12 protein-coding genes and 1 pseudogene are annotated in these 14,477 nt (G+C 47.7%); 5 read left to right on the top strand and 8 right to left on the bottom strand.

Annotated features, from left to right (window positions below):
* Positions 1 to 369 precede the first annotated feature (369 nt).
* The gene (locus tag ACR6Z4_RS13960; protein WP_479717896.1) at positions 370 to 1,248 is read left to right on the top strand and encodes a YihY/virulence factor BrkB family protein; all 879 of its coding nucleotides are present in this window, start codon (positions 370 to 372) and stop codon (positions 1,246 to 1,248) included.
* Positions 1,249 to 1,265: 17 nt separating this feature from the next.
* On the opposite strand, the gene ACR6Z4_RS13955 is transcribed toward ACR6Z4_RS13960, so the two are convergent.
* Together ACR6Z4_RS13955 and ACR6Z4_RS13950 are read right to left on the bottom strand one after the other, a co-directional pair.
* Entirely contained in the window at positions 1,266 to 1,436 is a 171-nt protein-coding gene (locus tag ACR6Z4_RS13955) for a hypothetical protein (protein ID WP_479717895.1), read from the bottom strand.
* An 8-nt stretch (positions 1,437 to 1,444) separates the two neighbouring features.
* Positions 1,445 to 1,786: a hypothetical protein gene (locus ACR6Z4_RS13950; protein WP_479717894.1), complete on the bottom strand. Its 342-nt coding sequence runs from the start codon at positions 1,784 to 1,786 to the stop codon at positions 1,445 to 1,447.
* A gap of 548 nt (positions 1,787 to 2,334) precedes the next feature.
* Here ACR6Z4_RS13950 and ACR6Z4_RS13945 point away from each other — a divergent pair.
* Complete coding sequence (locus tag ACR6Z4_RS13945; protein ID WP_479717893.1) at positions 2,335 to 3,618, top strand: Glu/Leu/Phe/Val family dehydrogenase; 1,284 nt, start codon at positions 2,335 to 2,337, stop codon at positions 3,616 to 3,618.
* A 216-nt stretch (positions 3,619 to 3,834) separates the two neighbouring features.
* On the opposite strand, the gene ACR6Z4_RS13940 is transcribed toward ACR6Z4_RS13945, so the two are convergent.
* Entirely contained in the window at positions 3,835 to 4,770 is a 936-nt protein-coding gene (locus ACR6Z4_RS13940; protein ID WP_479717892.1) for a cation diffusion facilitator family transporter, read from the bottom strand.
* Between the two features lie 590 nt (positions 4,771 to 5,360).
* On the opposite strand from ACR6Z4_RS13940, the gene ACR6Z4_RS13935 reads away from it, so the two are divergent.
* A complete protein-coding gene (locus ACR6Z4_RS13935; protein WP_479717891.1) occupies positions 5,361 to 6,248 on the top strand; it encodes a Cof-type HAD-IIB family hydrolase in 888 nt (295 codons plus the stop codon).
* A gap of 668 nt (positions 6,249 to 6,916) precedes the next feature.
* Here ACR6Z4_RS13935 and ACR6Z4_RS13930 read toward each other — a convergent pair.
* Together ACR6Z4_RS13930 and ACR6Z4_RS13925 are read right to left on the bottom strand one after the other, a co-directional pair.
* Positions 6,917 to 8,329 carry a Tudor-knot domain-containing protein gene (locus ACR6Z4_RS13930; RefSeq protein WP_479717890.1) on the bottom strand — a complete coding sequence of 471 codons (1,413 nt, stop codon included), beginning with the start codon at positions 8,327 to 8,329 and terminating at the stop codon, positions 6,917 to 6,919.
* Positions 8,330 to 8,576: 247 nt separating this feature from the next.
* Positions 8,577 to 9,383, bottom strand: a complete 807-nt coding sequence (locus ACR6Z4_RS13925) for a hypothetical protein (protein WP_479717889.1) — start codon at positions 9,381 to 9,383, stop codon at positions 8,577 to 8,579.
* Positions 9,384 to 10,100: 717 nt separating this feature from the next.
* Between ACR6Z4_RS13925 and ACR6Z4_RS13920 the strand changes: the two genes are divergently transcribed.
* Entirely contained in the window at positions 10,101 to 10,481 is a 381-nt protein-coding gene (locus ACR6Z4_RS13920) for a DUF1304 domain-containing protein (RefSeq protein WP_479717888.1), read from the top strand.
* 312 nt (positions 10,482 to 10,793) lie between these two features.
* Positions 10,794 to 11,546 (top strand): glucose 1-dehydrogenase, encoded by a 753-nt coding sequence (locus ACR6Z4_RS13915; RefSeq protein WP_479717887.1) that lies wholly within the window; start codon positions 10,794 to 10,796, stop codon positions 11,544 to 11,546.
* Between the two features lie 283 nt (positions 11,547 to 11,829).
* Here ACR6Z4_RS13915 and ACR6Z4_RS13910 read toward each other — a convergent pair.
* The 3 genes and pseudogenes from ACR6Z4_RS13910 to ACR6Z4_RS13900 form a co-directional block, all read right to left on the bottom strand.
* Positions 11,830 to 11,994, bottom strand: a pseudogene (locus tag ACR6Z4_RS13910) (molybdopterin-dependent oxidoreductase); the annotation flags it as partial.
* A 217-nt stretch (positions 11,995 to 12,211) separates the two neighbouring features.
* Positions 12,212 to 12,520: a hypothetical protein gene (locus tag ACR6Z4_RS13905; protein WP_479717886.1), complete on the bottom strand. Its 309-nt coding sequence runs from the start codon at positions 12,518 to 12,520 to the stop codon at positions 12,212 to 12,214.
* A gap of 380 nt (positions 12,521 to 12,900) precedes the next feature.
* The gene (locus ACR6Z4_RS13900) at positions 12,901 to 14,403 is read right to left on the bottom strand and encodes a S8 family peptidase (RefSeq protein ID WP_479717885.1); all 1,503 of its coding nucleotides are present in this window, start codon (positions 14,401 to 14,403) and stop codon (positions 12,901 to 12,903) included.
* Positions 14,404 to 14,477 lie beyond the last annotated feature (74 nt).

The raw sequence follows: 14,477 nt of genomic DNA, 5'->3' as shown, positions 1-14,477 counted from the left end.
GTGGACTGAATAAACCCAAACGTTTAAGGTTGAAAGCGCGACGTCGCCGCGCTTTCAACCTTAAACGTTTGGGTTTCCTTTACGGTGTGATCCCTGGAGAGGATCGGGAAAGGTATCGCGTTAGGCGATCGCATCCGGTCAGATGTCATCTGGAAAAGTGGGGCGCTGCTTTTTCCTATAACGCCCTCCTGGTTTTGAGTACGCAGTGCCACGATAGGAATCCATTCCGTTTGAGAAAGCAATAGCGGAGCCGTTGCTCTCTCATCGGTTTATCAGATTCTTGCGGGAGTTAGTAGCCATTCTGCTCTGAATTTGGCAAAGTGATGCAGGAGCTATTGCTAAATTCTGCTAACCCCTTATTTCACAATAATGATTCGGTTCATCCGTTTCTTTGGCTACATCAACTTCAGAACGATCAGGCAAACCATTGCCTGTATTGGTCGGCAGCGACTCCCCGGACTGGCTTCAGAGATGGCTTATAACGCTATGCTCGGCTTATTTCCGGCAATCTTGGCTGTCTTAACGGCGATTGGTCTTTTTCATCCTCTTAACCAAACGTTTCGCAGTTTGGCAAGTCGGTTGAGTGAGGTGGCTCCTAGAGAGGCATTGGTACTGATCGAAAATTTTGCCAACGAAATTACGACCAGTCGCGATAAAGGATTATTTTCACTGAGTTTTGCGATCGCTCTTTGGGCGTCGTCGGGGGCACTGGGGGCGGCAATGACAGCACTCGATCAAATTCATCAAATTCCACCCAAGCGACGGCGACCTTTCTGGAAAGCCAAAATTATCTCGATTTGCCTGACAATTGGCACTATTCTCTTGTTAATTTTGGCGTCTGCATTAGTGTTTATTAGCGATTGGGCAGTCCATCAGGTTGCCAGTCAGAGTGGCTCTTTGCAAACCACCTTGCTTGCGTTTTGGCGACTGTTTACCTGGCCGTTGGCATTGGGGATCGTGTCGTCTGCCTTTGCGTTTGTTTACCGATTTGGCCCCAGTCGCTGGAATCCGGGTAAGCCGATTATGCCGGGTGCGGTGTTGGCAGCCGTGTTTTGGGCATTGCTCTCCAACTTATTTCGCCTGTATGTGTCTAACTTTGCCGACTACAACCGTGCCTATGGGGCTGTAGGGGCAGTAATTGTATTGTTGCTGTGGTTGTATCTCAGTTCGCTGGTGTTGCTGATTGGCGACCAGTTAAACGTCACAGTGGGTGAAGCAATGCCCCACAGCAAAACCCGACGAACCTGAGCAGAGTGCCGTAGGATTTAGCGAACAGTTCGATAAAACAGGCTAAACACCCCGGCTCCAATGCTGAGGAAGAACAAAAACCAGATGATAAATCCGGGGAGAAAGGAGAGAAGACTCAACCCTCTCATGATCCAAATGACCAGGGTAACTCCCAAAATCGAGAGAAAAACAGTAGTGGTTGGTTTCATCGATCGTCCTAACGAGTTCTCATGCCCACAAGAATGCCCAGACCGATCGCCAGCAAGACGAGTGCCCATACTGCTAGACGGGTCAAGTTAGTAAAGACACCAAAGGATTGAAACAGCAACAGCAACGCCATGAATACCATGAGAATTCCGGCGCTATACAAAAAAATCCTTAGCCCCAAATTGGGCGATCGCCGTTGCGATTGATGTTGGACTTGCAGCTGCGCAACTTTACGTTCTAGCTGCTCCATGCGGCTGGTGAGATCGTCTGCTAAATACTTAACCCCCACTGCTGCCGATTCCCAATTTTCGTAAGATGGGTTTGGTTGATAACCGGGTCGTTGATCTTCCATGCCTAATGTATGAATGAACAGTTGGAGAAATTCCCTTTTTAGCCAGAATAGCAATTATTCAGAATATAGCGTTCACAAATCTCTATCCTCTCTGGCAACGGTACAGATTTTGTCCATTGTTCAGGATCACAAATTAATTAAACCCCGGACGTTTATTTTTGGAAGCACGGCTCCGCCGCGCTTTCAAAAATAAATCTTCGGTTTTATTAAATCCACGATCCTTAGCTGAGAGACCACTGGTGGCGTTGCTGATTTGAATTATGAAATTTAGTGTGGGTGCCGCGCGAAGCGCGGCACCCACACTAAGAATCGTGGATTAAATAAGATCGGATATTGAATCATTTGGAGGGGCGAACGGTCGTTCGCCCGTACAACAAATCATCGGAGTTATTTAATTCCCATTTCTAAGTTTGATTTTTGAGCGAGCAAGATTACGAAAAGCTAAATTTGGTAGTCTTTGCTACAGTTTGTTGGGCACCATGGGATTATAGCCCAGGGGATCACCGTTCACTTCAGTCGGGATCAACCCTGGTGAAGGAGCAATCAATATGTCTAAAACCCTTCTCTCTGATGCCAATCAGCGGTTGGAAAAGGCGATGAAGCATGTGGTTATATCCGATGATGTCGTGGAGCGTCTGCGGTATCCGAAGTCGAGTTTGAGTGTTTCGATTCCCGTGCGGATGGATAACGGGTCATTGCGGGTGTTCCAGGGCTATCGGGTGCGCTACGACGATAGTCGGGGTCCGACCAAGGGAGGGGTCAGATTTCATCCTAATGTGACGTTGGATGAAGTGCAGTCGCTAGCATTTTGGATGACGTTTAAGTGTGCCGTGATGAACCTGCCGTTTGGCGGGGCAAAGGGCGGGATCACGCTCAATCCCAAAGAGTTGTCTAAGTTTGAATTGGAGCGGTTGACGCGGGGATATGTAGATGCGATCGCCGATTTTATTGGACCTGATGTCGATATTCCTGCACCTGATGTTTATACCAACCCAATGATTATGGGTTGGATGATGGATCAGTACAGTACGATCCGACGACAATTTTCTCCCGCCGTCGTGACAGGTAAGCCGATTACCATGGGCGGCAGTTTGGGGCGAGAAACGGCAACAGCCATGGGAGCTTTTTTCTCGATCCGCACCATTATGGATAAAATGCGGCAGCGTCCGGCAGATACGACCGTGGCGATCCAGGGCTTTGGCAATGCCGGTGGCATTATGGCAGAGCTATTGTTTAAGGCGGGGTATCAAATCGTTGCGGTCAGCGATTCTCAGGGGGGGGTTTATTGCAAGCAAGGGTTAGATATTCCCAGCATTCGCCAGTTTAAAGAAGCCAGCCGCAGTATCAAAGCGGTGTATTGCGAAGGTACCGTTTGCAATATCGTTGAGCATACGGCGATTACGAACGAAGAGTTGCTGGAACTGAATGTAGATATTTTGATCCCGGCTGCGCTGGAAAACCAAATTACGGACGCGAATGCTGGCAACATCAAAGCCAAATACATTTTTGAGGTTGCCAATGGACCCATTACCTCCGATGCCGATGCCATTTTAGAAGCCATGGGGATTTTGGTCTTTCCCGATATTTTAGTGAATGCAGGGGGCGTCACTGTTAGCTATTTTGAGTGGGTGCAAAATCGCAATGGGTTGTACTGGAGTTTGGAAGAGGTGAACTCTCGACTAGAGAAAAATATGATGGAAGAGACAGAGAAAATCTGGGCGATCGCCCAAGATCTGTCAATTTCGCTGAGAACTGCGGCTTATGTGCATGCGCTCAATCGCCTGGGCGAAGCGATTCAAGCCAAAGGGACGCGAGATTATTACATCAATTAGAGACCATCGACTGTAGCGATGTGCAGGTTGATTCAGCAGTACGGTGTGGTGGGGCGCGGAGCGCCCCACCACACCATTTCTACCGTTAACGAACTTACACACCGATAGAGAGACCAGAACCTATAGCCATTCTCAATGGCGTGACGTACATATGGTTGAAAGAGCTGCGCGGAGCGCGGCTCTCTCGCATCCAGATTCCACAACGACGTCATCCGATTACATCTGTCTCTTGTAGGGGTAAGGGGGTCGGGGCGATCGCTTGACTTTGGGAATGTAAGGGTCGATGTGGATGATGGCATAGACTGGTCCGTAGCGTTCTCGAATCAGGTCTTCAACGCGTTTGGCGATCGCCTGTGCCATCGAGATAAATTCAGGATTTAAAACCAAATTCATTTCCACGATCATTTGCCGACCGACAATGCCTTTAGAGCGAATTCGATAGCAATGGTTGACCCCTTCTACCTCACAGGCAATGCGGTTTAAGATTTCCGGAGCGATCGCAATTTGTTGAATCAGCAAAGGCAACTGCCAATTTAACACCCGCCATAAACTCTTGATCCCAGACATTACCAAAAAAACAGCAATCACCGGATCAATCCAGTCATATCCGTGCCAGGTGCCAATCAACCCAACTAACATCAAAATTGTGAGCCAGCCATCTTGCAACACATGGTTGGCATTGAAACGCAACAGATGGCTTTGCAACATGCGCGCCTCATAGCGTTCAAACAAAACCATACAAAATTCGATAGCAACCACCACGCACAATAGTTGAATCAGGGGTAGATTAACCCGAGCAACGAAGGGAAATGGCTGCTCATTCATCACCGCAATAAACTGTTGGATAGCCACCACTGCCACACTAAAGCCAGTAAATCCCAGAAACGCGGTTATTAGCAAAGCGGCGATCGCTTCTCGTTTGCCATGCACCCAAACTTCTCGTCCGGGTTTCCAATGCAGAGACGTAGCCGCAATTAAGCTCAGCAATGTACTAAAGCTATCAATTAAGGTATGAAGCGACTCTGCCAATAAGCTCAGCGATTGGGTGGCAAAACCAGCCCACACTTTGACTGCCAGTACCAACAGGCTTAACCAGAGTGTGGCTAGCAACACGCGATAATTTGCACGACGACGATCCCTGATTTCGAGCATGATTTAAGACATACAATCCATGCGCCCGCTGATGCTATTGCGCAGTGTCCTAGTGATTAGGTGATGAGTAGTTTCTTTCACCTACGTAGCACGTAAATAGGGAAATAGGGCAGGGTACTTCACCCCTGAGGTACCCTGCCCCTTATGCACCTGTATTCATTAGCAGTCAAGCGTAGTAGCGATTTGAGACCTAAATTTTGCCCAAAAATTTCTTTTTAGGGATATGCCTACTGGCGTTGACCCTCACAACCCATCAGGGACTCGCAATCAAAATAAAATCCCGGTTTTAGTGAGGCGCGGCGAAGCCGCGCCTCACTAAAACCGGGATTTTACTCTAATTAATTTTTAGTTATTGCTGGCAAAGACGCGATTAATCCCAGGATGGTGAAGTGAATAACTCTCAAACGATAGTCATTCTCAAGGGCGCGATGTATGGGCTGTTATGTGAGAGCCTCGCAGAGCGAGGCTCTCACATAACAGCCAAAATTTATCGGGTGCAAAGCGCTGTAAACCTCCAGATTGGATTTAATGTGTGATCGATAGGAGATTGTTATAGTTTCTGTTGGTGAACTGCTATTAAAACGGAACTCATGGAAAATGATCAATTGACGGATGTGGCTTTAGACCAGGCTTTAGCTCAGCACCACAACGCTCGACCCTACAAAGATATTCGTTTACTCGTACTAGATATTGATGGGACGATTGCTGGAGAATCGAACCAAATTAACGCCACCGTCAAGCAAGCCATTCAAGCTGCCCAGGCAAAAGGCATTCAAGTGGCGATCGCCACAGGGCGGATGTATCAGTCGGCTTTGCGGTTTCACCAGGCGATCGGCTCAACGCTACCTCTGATGGCATATCAAGGAGCCATGATCAAAGACCCTGTGGATGGGCAGGTGCATCGACATTGGGCAATATCCTCCACATCAGCCAGCCAACTGCTGGATTATTTTGAACAACCAGAGCTGAAGCCGCTGCTCTCACTTCATTTTTATATTGATGACCAACTCTATGTGCGAGAAATTACTGACGAAACCCATGTGTATGCTGAGCGATCGGGCATTCAACCGATCGCTGTGGGCGATTTGCGTCGAGTTTTAGACCGGGAGCCAACAAAAATTCTGGCATTGAGTCATAACACCGATCTAATCGATCAACTATTGTCGAACTTACGTCAGCGATATACTCCGGCTGAACTGTATTTCACCAAATCGGTTTCAACTTTCTTTGAAGCCACCAATCCATTAGTTAATAAAGGAACTGCCGTTGCTTATTTAACAGAATCAATCTTAGGGTTTGAGGCTGCCAATGTGATGGCGATTGGTGACAATTTTAATGATGTTGAGATGCTGACCTATGCAGGCATCGGCGTAGCCATGGGTAATGCACCCGCAGACGTGCAAGCCATGGCAGATTGGGTAGCACCCGACGTTGAAGCTGATGGCGTAGCCGCCGCGATCGCCGAATTTTTGTTGTGATGGTGGTGAATCTGATGCTAGCAAAATGAATCACGATTCAACACATTCATATTATTTTACACCGGGTTAAAGTATGTGCAAAAACCATCCTCTTGCAAATTTTGCAAGAATTTCAAGTGATTCAGAAGCGGAAAAGCTACGGTGAACAATCACAACAGAATATCGGCGGGTGGATTTGAATCAGTGGCGAGATTGCGCATTCTAGTGTTGCAAACACGAAATTTTGCAACATGGGGGTTTGGGGGCTGCGCCCCCAACAAGAGGGGGTTTTACCCCTTCCACCCCCTCTAAAACTTTTAAGTTGATGTACTAGATTTCAAAGACCGTCAAGATAAATTGGGATGAAGCGATGGTATACGCTTTCAGGATCTAAAGATCACCCAATAGGGACGTAATAGTCTAATTAGTGTCGGCAATGATGTACTCGCCATACTTCAAAGCATTCGCCCCGATCAGCTAACATTTCGATAGTAGTGCTCATGTAGTAATTTTTTAGGACTGCCCGTTTTCATATGACGATGTGCCAAATTGAAAGCGGGAGCACAGCCCTCGAACCCCCGTCCTAACCAGCCCTTCGGCTACTATAACCACAAACAAGAGCCTCACAGTGTGAAGCTCTTGTTTGTGACTGGATCCTTATTGCTATTGAATTGACGTTTGTTTAAGGATTAACAAATCTCGTCTTTATCAACCCATTCATCCTGGGAAGAATCATAGTCAATGTAGTGAATAAAATACTGCTTACCCTGAATCTTTTGGATGGTGGCAGAGTACCACGCTTCTTCGTCGTCATCCCAACATTTAACTTTTTGCCCGACTGCAAAGCCGTGTTTATCAGCATCTTTGCGATCGCGGATGCGAAGGTCGTCTCCACTCAACCATTCGTCATCGGATGAGCCGTAGCCTACGTAATGAATCAGGAATTGATCACCATCAATTTTTTCGATGGTTGATTGATACCAATCTTCGTCATCCTCAGACCATGCCTCTACGGTTTGACCCACAGCATAGCCGGATGAGCTGGCATCCTTACCAGAACCTTTACCAGAATTCGGACTGGCATCCTTGCCAGGAGCTGGACTGGCATTAACCGGGGGCTGAGCTGCCTGACGGGCTTGCTCTGCCTGACGGGCTTGCTCTGCCTGACGGGCTTGCTCTGCTTGACGGGCTTGCTCTGCGGCAATATCGGCTTTGACCAGGGTGTGTGCTTCTAGAATCAGACTGCGGGCAACGGTTTGAAGACCTGTATGTTCGTAATAGTTAGTGGTCTGATCTAAAAATGCTGCCACGACGTCTAAATTATCATCGGCAAACTGGATAAAGTTGCCCAGATGACTGGAAATCGATTGGGGTGTGATCCCTGTTTTTGTGACTAGATTCCCCATCCAGCCTTGCATGGAGTTAAATCCCTGTCTGATAAAACCCAGCTTATCTGAGGGATTGTTGCCTGGGAGGAAGTTGCCCACTGCTAAAAATAGAGGATGTTGCGTAATCACGCTGACATCGGCACTGTTGATAATCTCTTGAATTTTGCTGAGAAAGTCAGGTCCCAAGGGCAATGTGCCATCCAAACAGACCAGAGCAATCATGCGCATCAAGGATGCATCTTTGTAGGTGTCTGCCAGTGATGCAGCAAACATCTGAGGGTTGGGTTGAGGTATACCATTGAGGTTGCAGAAGGCTATGATTTCTACGGCGATTTTTAGCACCAAATCAATGCTTTGAGTGGTGTCTGCTTTGGGTGTAATGTTGCTCAGGAATGAAAGGAATTGAATCTTTTCACCAACTTTGTTAGCCAGAGCTGCGGCTGCCATGGCGGTGTCTGCTTTATCAATGGTTTGATAGAGCTTGATGGCAGTCTGATAGCCTTTCTGTGGGTCACGGTAAAGTGCCTGAGCGCGATCGCTAATTTTTTGAATAACTGTATTGTCTGTCTCGCCTGTGATTGCACGAACGCTTTGATTGAAGCCGACGAGATTATCCCACTGACCTGGAACGACAAAATCAAGCGCCTTGAGGACTTTGACGGTAATATTGTCAGCCGGTAGCTCGTCAATCAGCTGAATGATGGATTTGTCCATGTACTAGTTCTCACCTGTTGATTGTCAGGAACAGGGATTCAACCCATGCCAAACGGTTGCTTTTGGACGCGACGCAGTGCTGTGCCCCCAAAGGCAACCGTCTAGATTGATTCAATCCACGCTTCCTAGAGTGCCCAATAACGGCTCTGAAGCGTCTCGATCCACATCAGGTTGACGAAAATAAATATTTTGAACAAATTAGTAACTCGGCATCCTGAAAACCCGGCTTACAGCAAATTGCAATTGTTTACTGGCAGTAGGCTGCGGTGCTTTGGGCAGACTGAACCGTTACTAAAGTTCCTTGACGGATGACAAATTCGCTTAAACCCACATCATCCGGTCGGTTTGGATCAAGCCGTTGCCAATCTGCTGAATTTCCCCAGTCATAGGTATATCCCAGTTGCGTCCAGGGATAGGCAGTACCCGAAGCAGGATAGCGACTGGAAAACTGATTGAAAAACCAATCTTGATAGGAACTTGAGATCGTTACAAACGGATTCAACGGAAATTCTAGTGTGGCTGCCTGGTCGGTAATCTCTGGATCGGGACTGGGACGGAAGAGATATCTGGGTTCCACCCACAATTCCACAACATATCTGGACTGTTCGGCTGAATCGGGCGGTAATCCTAAAAGCTGATTCAGTCGATAGGTCAGCGATACATCATTAGTGGGATGGTAAGTTTGACAGAAATTTTGCAAGTCGGGCGCTGCTGTTACCCATACATCAACTGGTAAGCGCATCAAGTGATCGACTCGACTGGCATACCCCGAATACGTTGTCCACACGGTCACTAAAACACGGCTTCTATCCCAACTTAAGTTGGGGTTGTACCAGATGATAGGCGTCAGGTTTTGATAAATTTCCTGGGGTTCCGCTAATCGGGCATCGTCGATGGCATCTAAGTAGGCTTGAGGTAAGGATGTTGAACTGGAACTTCCTGGTGTCTGAGCCAGAGCGGGAACACTCAGAACCGTTTCGGTGAGGCTAACTAGAACCACAACCCAGGAAAAAATAGAATGCTTACGGCGATCGCCTGCCTGATGGATACCCATAGAAATATGTGAGGTTTGAAAAAAAGTTTTGTTGATCTGACATGAAATGCAATTGTTATCTTATCGCTTACGATTTGCGTTTGGAGATAAGTTGCGATCGCCTTCTACCTAAATTCCTAATGCCTATTAGGTGACAGAGACAAAGATCTTGCAGTTCAATCAGTAGTAGAACCTCTGGATCACTTGTTAGGTCCCGATCGAAGAGTCATCTCAAAAGCTCCGGATTAAAACTACAGTCAAGATTCAAGGTATGACCTCATTTACCTCCCTCTGTGAAAAGTTTGATGCTTCCCAATCTTGGAAGTTGGTAGACCTAATTTAACAAGCTCATGGTCAATTTAATAACAGAACGACAGGAACTTGGAGGCTCATTGAGCTTTATAAATTTCTTGGCTCACTTGGCACACAAAATATTCCCTTTGGTTTTGTTGTCTCTGAGATCGTCAGTAAGGCTGTAGTGATTGTATTCCGAGGTGCACACAGATTTATAGAGTGGTTCAAAGATGCAAACATTCAGCTTGTTTCTTATGGAGACAGTATAGAGAAACATACTGGGAAACTAGTACAGCAAAACAAAAGTTTTGTAAGGGGTGAAGGGGTTCTACCCCTTCTTGGGGGCTTCGCCCCCAACCCCCATGCTGCAAAATTTGGTGTTTGCAACACTAGTAAGAGTCATTGGAAGCAGTGTTGATGGGTTTAAAATTAAGGAGATGAAGGATGAGAATCGCAGCCACTGTCGGGCTTGTATTTGTTGCTGTTATCCACATTGCTATCTCGGTAGCAGAAATATTTTTCTGGAAAACTCCATTAATCTATCAACGGCTTGACTTCACTGCTGAACTAGCAGATAAAGTTTATCCAATTGTCCAAAATGCAGGTTTGTATAATGGTTTCATCGCTGCTGGCTTAATTTGGGGAGCATTGGCTAAAAGAGATGCTCTGGCAATTCGAGTCTTTTTTCTAATCTGTGTCGTAATTGCGGGTGTTTTTGGAGCATTTACCCTAAGAGAGACTACTCTGGTACTTCAAACTCTTCCTGCATCTGTAGCACTGATCTTCGTTTGGTTGGCTTACCATCAATCCCAAATAAAGGATTAGGAACGCAGATTTATTAAAACCAAAGATTTACGGTTGGAATTGCGTCGTCGTTGCGATTCCAACCATAAATTTCTGGGCTTTACTTCATTTGCGATCTTTAAGTAAGCTTTGAAGTCAAAGTTAGAAACTGGCGCGACCTAACCCGGTTGGATCGGACTATCGAGAGACTTTGGTTGTGTTGGAACGGGTACTTGCAACTGCTCAATCGGCGTGTTATGCCGCTTCAGTTATCAGACAGGACAGTTTTAAAACGTTAGCTGAACTAGGATTAGCAGGGTAGTTGCAAAATGCTGTAGCCGAGGGGCGCAAAGTATGAGTTCAATGGCTGGTAAAGTTGCGATCGTGACGGGGGCAAGTTCGGGTATCGGTCGGGCAACGGCGATCGCATTTGGTAATGCTGGAGCGACGGTGGTGGTGGTGGCTCGTCGCGCAGACAAGGGAGAAGAAACGGTTGGACTTGTCAAAGAAGCCGGGGGTGACGCACTATTTGTGCAAGCCGATGTCACGAAAGCAGCTGATGTTGAAGCCATGGTCAAAAAGACCGTTGAAACCTACGGTCACCTTGACTATGCGTTTAACAATGCTGGTTCTGGAACATCGGGAAAAATTGCGGATCTGTCGGAAGCCGATTGGGAATTTGAGATTAATGCCAATCTCAAGTCCGTTTGGTTGTCGATGAAGTATGAAATTCCTGCCATGCAGCAAGCAGGAGGAGGTGCGATTGTTAACACGTCTTCTCAAGGTGCCCTTCTGGGTGTTGCCAACTATGGAGCCTACGGAGCCGCTAAGGCTGGAGTCATTGCTCTTTCGCGTGCCGCCGCCGCTGAGTATTCTGCTGACCGAATTCGGATCAATACGGTTAGCCCTGGCGCAGTGAAAACTGATTTATGGGCAGAAGCACCCCCTGAAATGCTGGATCAAGTTGCTGCTGGGATTCCATTAAAACGTATTGGTATACCAGAAGATATTGCTGAGGCGGTTGTTTGGTTGTGTTCCGATGGAGCTGCGTTTGTAACAGGTCATAACCTGGTTGTTGACGGTGGATTCACAGCAGTTCAGAAGTGAATGATTTTCGTAGGGTCACGGCATTGCCGTGACCCTACAGTGGTTGATTGGCGTATTGCAAATTCCTACATCATTCTCAATTTGAGCAATGCCGACTTTTTAGATAGGTGTGACAACGATTGTTTCTGGGAGATTGCCCCCGTTGAGGCTTGACGGTGCAGCGATCGCCAATGATCTTTTAGAGAAAATTTGATAGAAGAAATGGGCGATCGCCTATCCCATAAGTCGAATCAAGCAATTGTTTGAGGTTGTTTCTGCCACGCTGGAGTTGTAACCCACCAAATCATTCATAGCCCTGTTCTTCCCAATATTTTGTCTGGTTGGACAACTCAGCTATGAAAGCAACGCGCATTACCCATTTGCTTTGTTTGTAACCCAGTTTGATTGGCGCTGCCAGTCGCAGGGGTGCGCCATTATCAGGGGATAAAGCGGCACCATTTTTTTGATGCACTCTCTCAAAAAAGTTATTGCAGTTATGTTTATGAGGATCCTAAATCTTTACTACAGATCTGAAAGAGGGTTGGAGGCAGACAAAGTCTTCCTCCATGGAGCTACGCCCCATTAACCCTCATGGGTAGATCAAATTTAAAGAATTGGCATGAGATAGCCACTGATAGTCGTGCAGTTCGTTTGTCCTTTATAGGGAAGGACTAAACTACCGAACGTTACTGGGGTGATGGGCTAGACGATTCCATAGCATCAGGAGATGCTGCATCAGCAGGAGATTCCGTTGCATCAGGGGATGTTGCCGCATCAGGAGACTCCATGGCATCAGGAGATGCCGCATCAGCAGGAGATTCCATGGCATCAGCAGGAGATTCCGTTGCATCAGGAGATGTTGCTGCATCAGGAGACTCAATAGCATCTCCTGCCGGGCTGCTAGCAGGGGATGATTCACTAGCAGGTTCATTGGAGCAGGCTGTTAGGCTGGCAACTAGCATGAAACCGAGCACCGTACCAAGTTTCCAATTCATAATGATTCTTTACTCCCGATAACATTTGATTGGTTTAACAGGTCTAGTATGTAACAATTTGGCGACAATGTAACGGTTTGGTGACAATTCACTTCCCTGCCTGTCCACCCAATTAAAAATTTTGCAGAGGATAGAGGGGGCGTAGCCTCGATGTAGCCTCCTGTACCTCCTGTTTGTGGCGAAGCGAACTAAGGCTCGTGAATTTAGCTCAAGCGAAGATTTTTTTTGGCGGCGCGGCGTCGCCGCGCCGCCAAAAAAAACGTCCGGGTTGAATCTGTAGCACTGTGCAGGTTGATTCAATCCGGTCTGGTGGGGCGCGGAGCGGCTCACATCACCGTTTCTGGACTTAACGAACTTACACACCGCTGTAATTTGTGCGCCTAAGGTAACTTCAGTCCCTCTGGTTGGGCAGTCCTGCGCAAAAGCTGTTGAATCCGGTCGGGAGTGAGATGGGGATTGGCACTCAGCATCAGTGCGACAACCCCTGTCACATGAGGTGTTGCCATAGAAGTGCCCGACCAATTGAGACTTTCATAGCGTCCATCAAGCACTGTAGAGCGAATGTTGACCCCTGGAGCGACAAAAAAATCCATGGGGCGATCGCCTGCCGGATTAGAAAATTCGGCAACGGTCAGTCGGCGATCGATCGCACCCACTGCAATCCCCAGATGACGACGGCTATAGAAGGCTGGATCGATGGGCAGCACAGCACCATCTTCTTTCTCATTGCCCGATGCCATCACCACGACCACCCCCGCTCGACGCGCAAATTTCAGGGCTGCCAGGGTTTGGGGCATTGCTGGATCCCCAGGATTATTACCCAGACTCATATTGATGACATCTGCGCCATTTTGGACGGCATAGCGAATTCCGGCAGCAAGATTTGCATCGAATTTTGCCAGAGAGTTGTCATCTTTGCCCCCAATCACCCGAACGGGCATAATTTTGGCATTGTAAGCAATTCCAGTCACGCCAACGCCATTGTTCATCGCGGCGATCGCCCCGGCTACATGGGTGCCGTGAGCATCTAAATCCATAGGGTCATTGTTGCCACCCTCGACAAAATTCCAACCCCTAATATCATCGACAAAGCCATTGTGGTCATCGTCTAGCCCGTTATCCGCGATCTCATCTGCATTCACCCAGATATTTTGCTCCAGATCCGGGTGGGTATAGTCCACACCCGTGTCTAGCACCGCAACAACAACATCCTGTCCGGTATAGCCCTGTGCCCAAACCTCCGGTGCGTTGATCAAATCGAGATGCCAGCGATCGCCCTTACCATCAACAACCCCAGCAAACGTATTTTGACGAATAGATCGAGCAACCGCCGCTGCCGCATTAATTAGCCCATACCCATAATCGTAATCAAACGGATTGTGCGTCATGCTCAGGGTGTAGCCGCCCTCTTCCTCCGCCTTATAACTGGTGACTCGAATGCGATAACGGATGCCTGCTTTCGCAACGAACGGAATGCGAGAATTTGTGTTTTTCGGTCCCGCATCATCATTTTGAGCAACGATTTGCCCTGTCGCGTCATCAATAATTTGCAAATAGGCATCAAACCCAAGCGACTTAAGACTGATACTCAGCCGTCGATCTCGCTGAATCTCTGGCAGCCAATAATCATCCGCAAAATGTCTTCGTCGCAGCGGATTAAACGGATCTTCGCGGCTGAGACTGCCTCTAAGCCTCTGCCCCAGTCGAATAGGAGCAACGGCAGAATCTGAAAGCGTCCCAGTCATAGAAGCAGACAGAGCCTTTGCACCCGTAACCGCCTGGTCAACCGCTTTTAAGCCCAGAGAGCGATCGCCCCTACCTCTGCCAAAACGATCTCCATCAACACTTACTGCCCGCCGCCGCATCCCATACAGATCCGGCATCCGTAAACTATCCCTCTGCGGTTGAAGTGTAACAAAACGAGCCTGAACATCAGATTTGAGCGATTCAAGCGATT

It is taken from the genome of Calyptranema fuscum S582, from assembly GCF_055793305.1.
Note: the sequence above shows the minus strand (reverse complement) of the source record. Positions and strands in the feature narration are given on the sequence as shown.

Bases quoted from the DNA above. Each gene is read 5' to 3' on its own strand.
- ACR6Z4_RS13940 (WP_479717892.1), bottom strand. From the start codon at position 4,770: ATGCTCGAAATCAGGGATCGTCGTCGTGCAAATTATCGCGTGTTGCTA.
- ACR6Z4_RS13905 (WP_479717886.1), bottom strand. From the start codon at position 12,520: ATGAATTGGAAACTTGGTACGGTGCTCGGTTTCATGCTAGTTGCCAGC.
- ACR6Z4_RS13930 (WP_479717890.1), bottom strand. From the start codon at position 8,329: ATGGACAAATCCATCATTCAGCTGATTGACGAGCTACCGGCTGACAAT.
- ACR6Z4_RS13900 (WP_479717885.1), bottom strand. From the start codon at position 14,403: ATGCCGGATCTGTATGGGATGCGGCGGCGGGCAGTAAGTGTTGATGGA.
- ACR6Z4_RS13950 (WP_479717894.1), bottom strand. From the start codon at position 1,786: ATGGAAGATCAACGACCCGGTTATCAACCAAACCCATCTTACGAAAAT.
- ACR6Z4_RS13955 (WP_479717895.1), bottom strand. From the start codon at position 1,436: ATGAAACCAACCACTACTGTTTTTCTCTCGATTTTGGGAGTTACCCTG.
- ACR6Z4_RS13920 (WP_479717888.1), top strand. From the start codon at position 10,101: ATGAGAATCGCAGCCACTGTCGGGCTTGTATTTGTTGCTGTTATCCAC.
- ACR6Z4_RS13935 (WP_479717891.1), top strand. From the start codon at position 5,361: ATGGAAAATGATCAATTGACGGATGTGGCTTTAGACCAGGCTTTAGCT.
- ACR6Z4_RS13925 (WP_479717889.1), bottom strand. From the start codon at position 9,383: ATGGGTATCCATCAGGCAGGCGATCGCCGTAAGCATTCTATTTTTTCC.
- ACR6Z4_RS13915 (WP_479717887.1), top strand. From the start codon at position 10,794: ATGAGTTCAATGGCTGGTAAAGTTGCGATCGTGACGGGGGCAAGTTCG.
- ACR6Z4_RS13960 (WP_479717896.1), top strand. From the start codon at position 370: ATGATTCGGTTCATCCGTTTCTTTGGCTACATCAACTTCAGAACGATC.
- ACR6Z4_RS13945 (WP_479717893.1), top strand. From the start codon at position 2,335: ATGTCTAAAACCCTTCTCTCTGATGCCAATCAGCGGTTGGAAAAGGCG.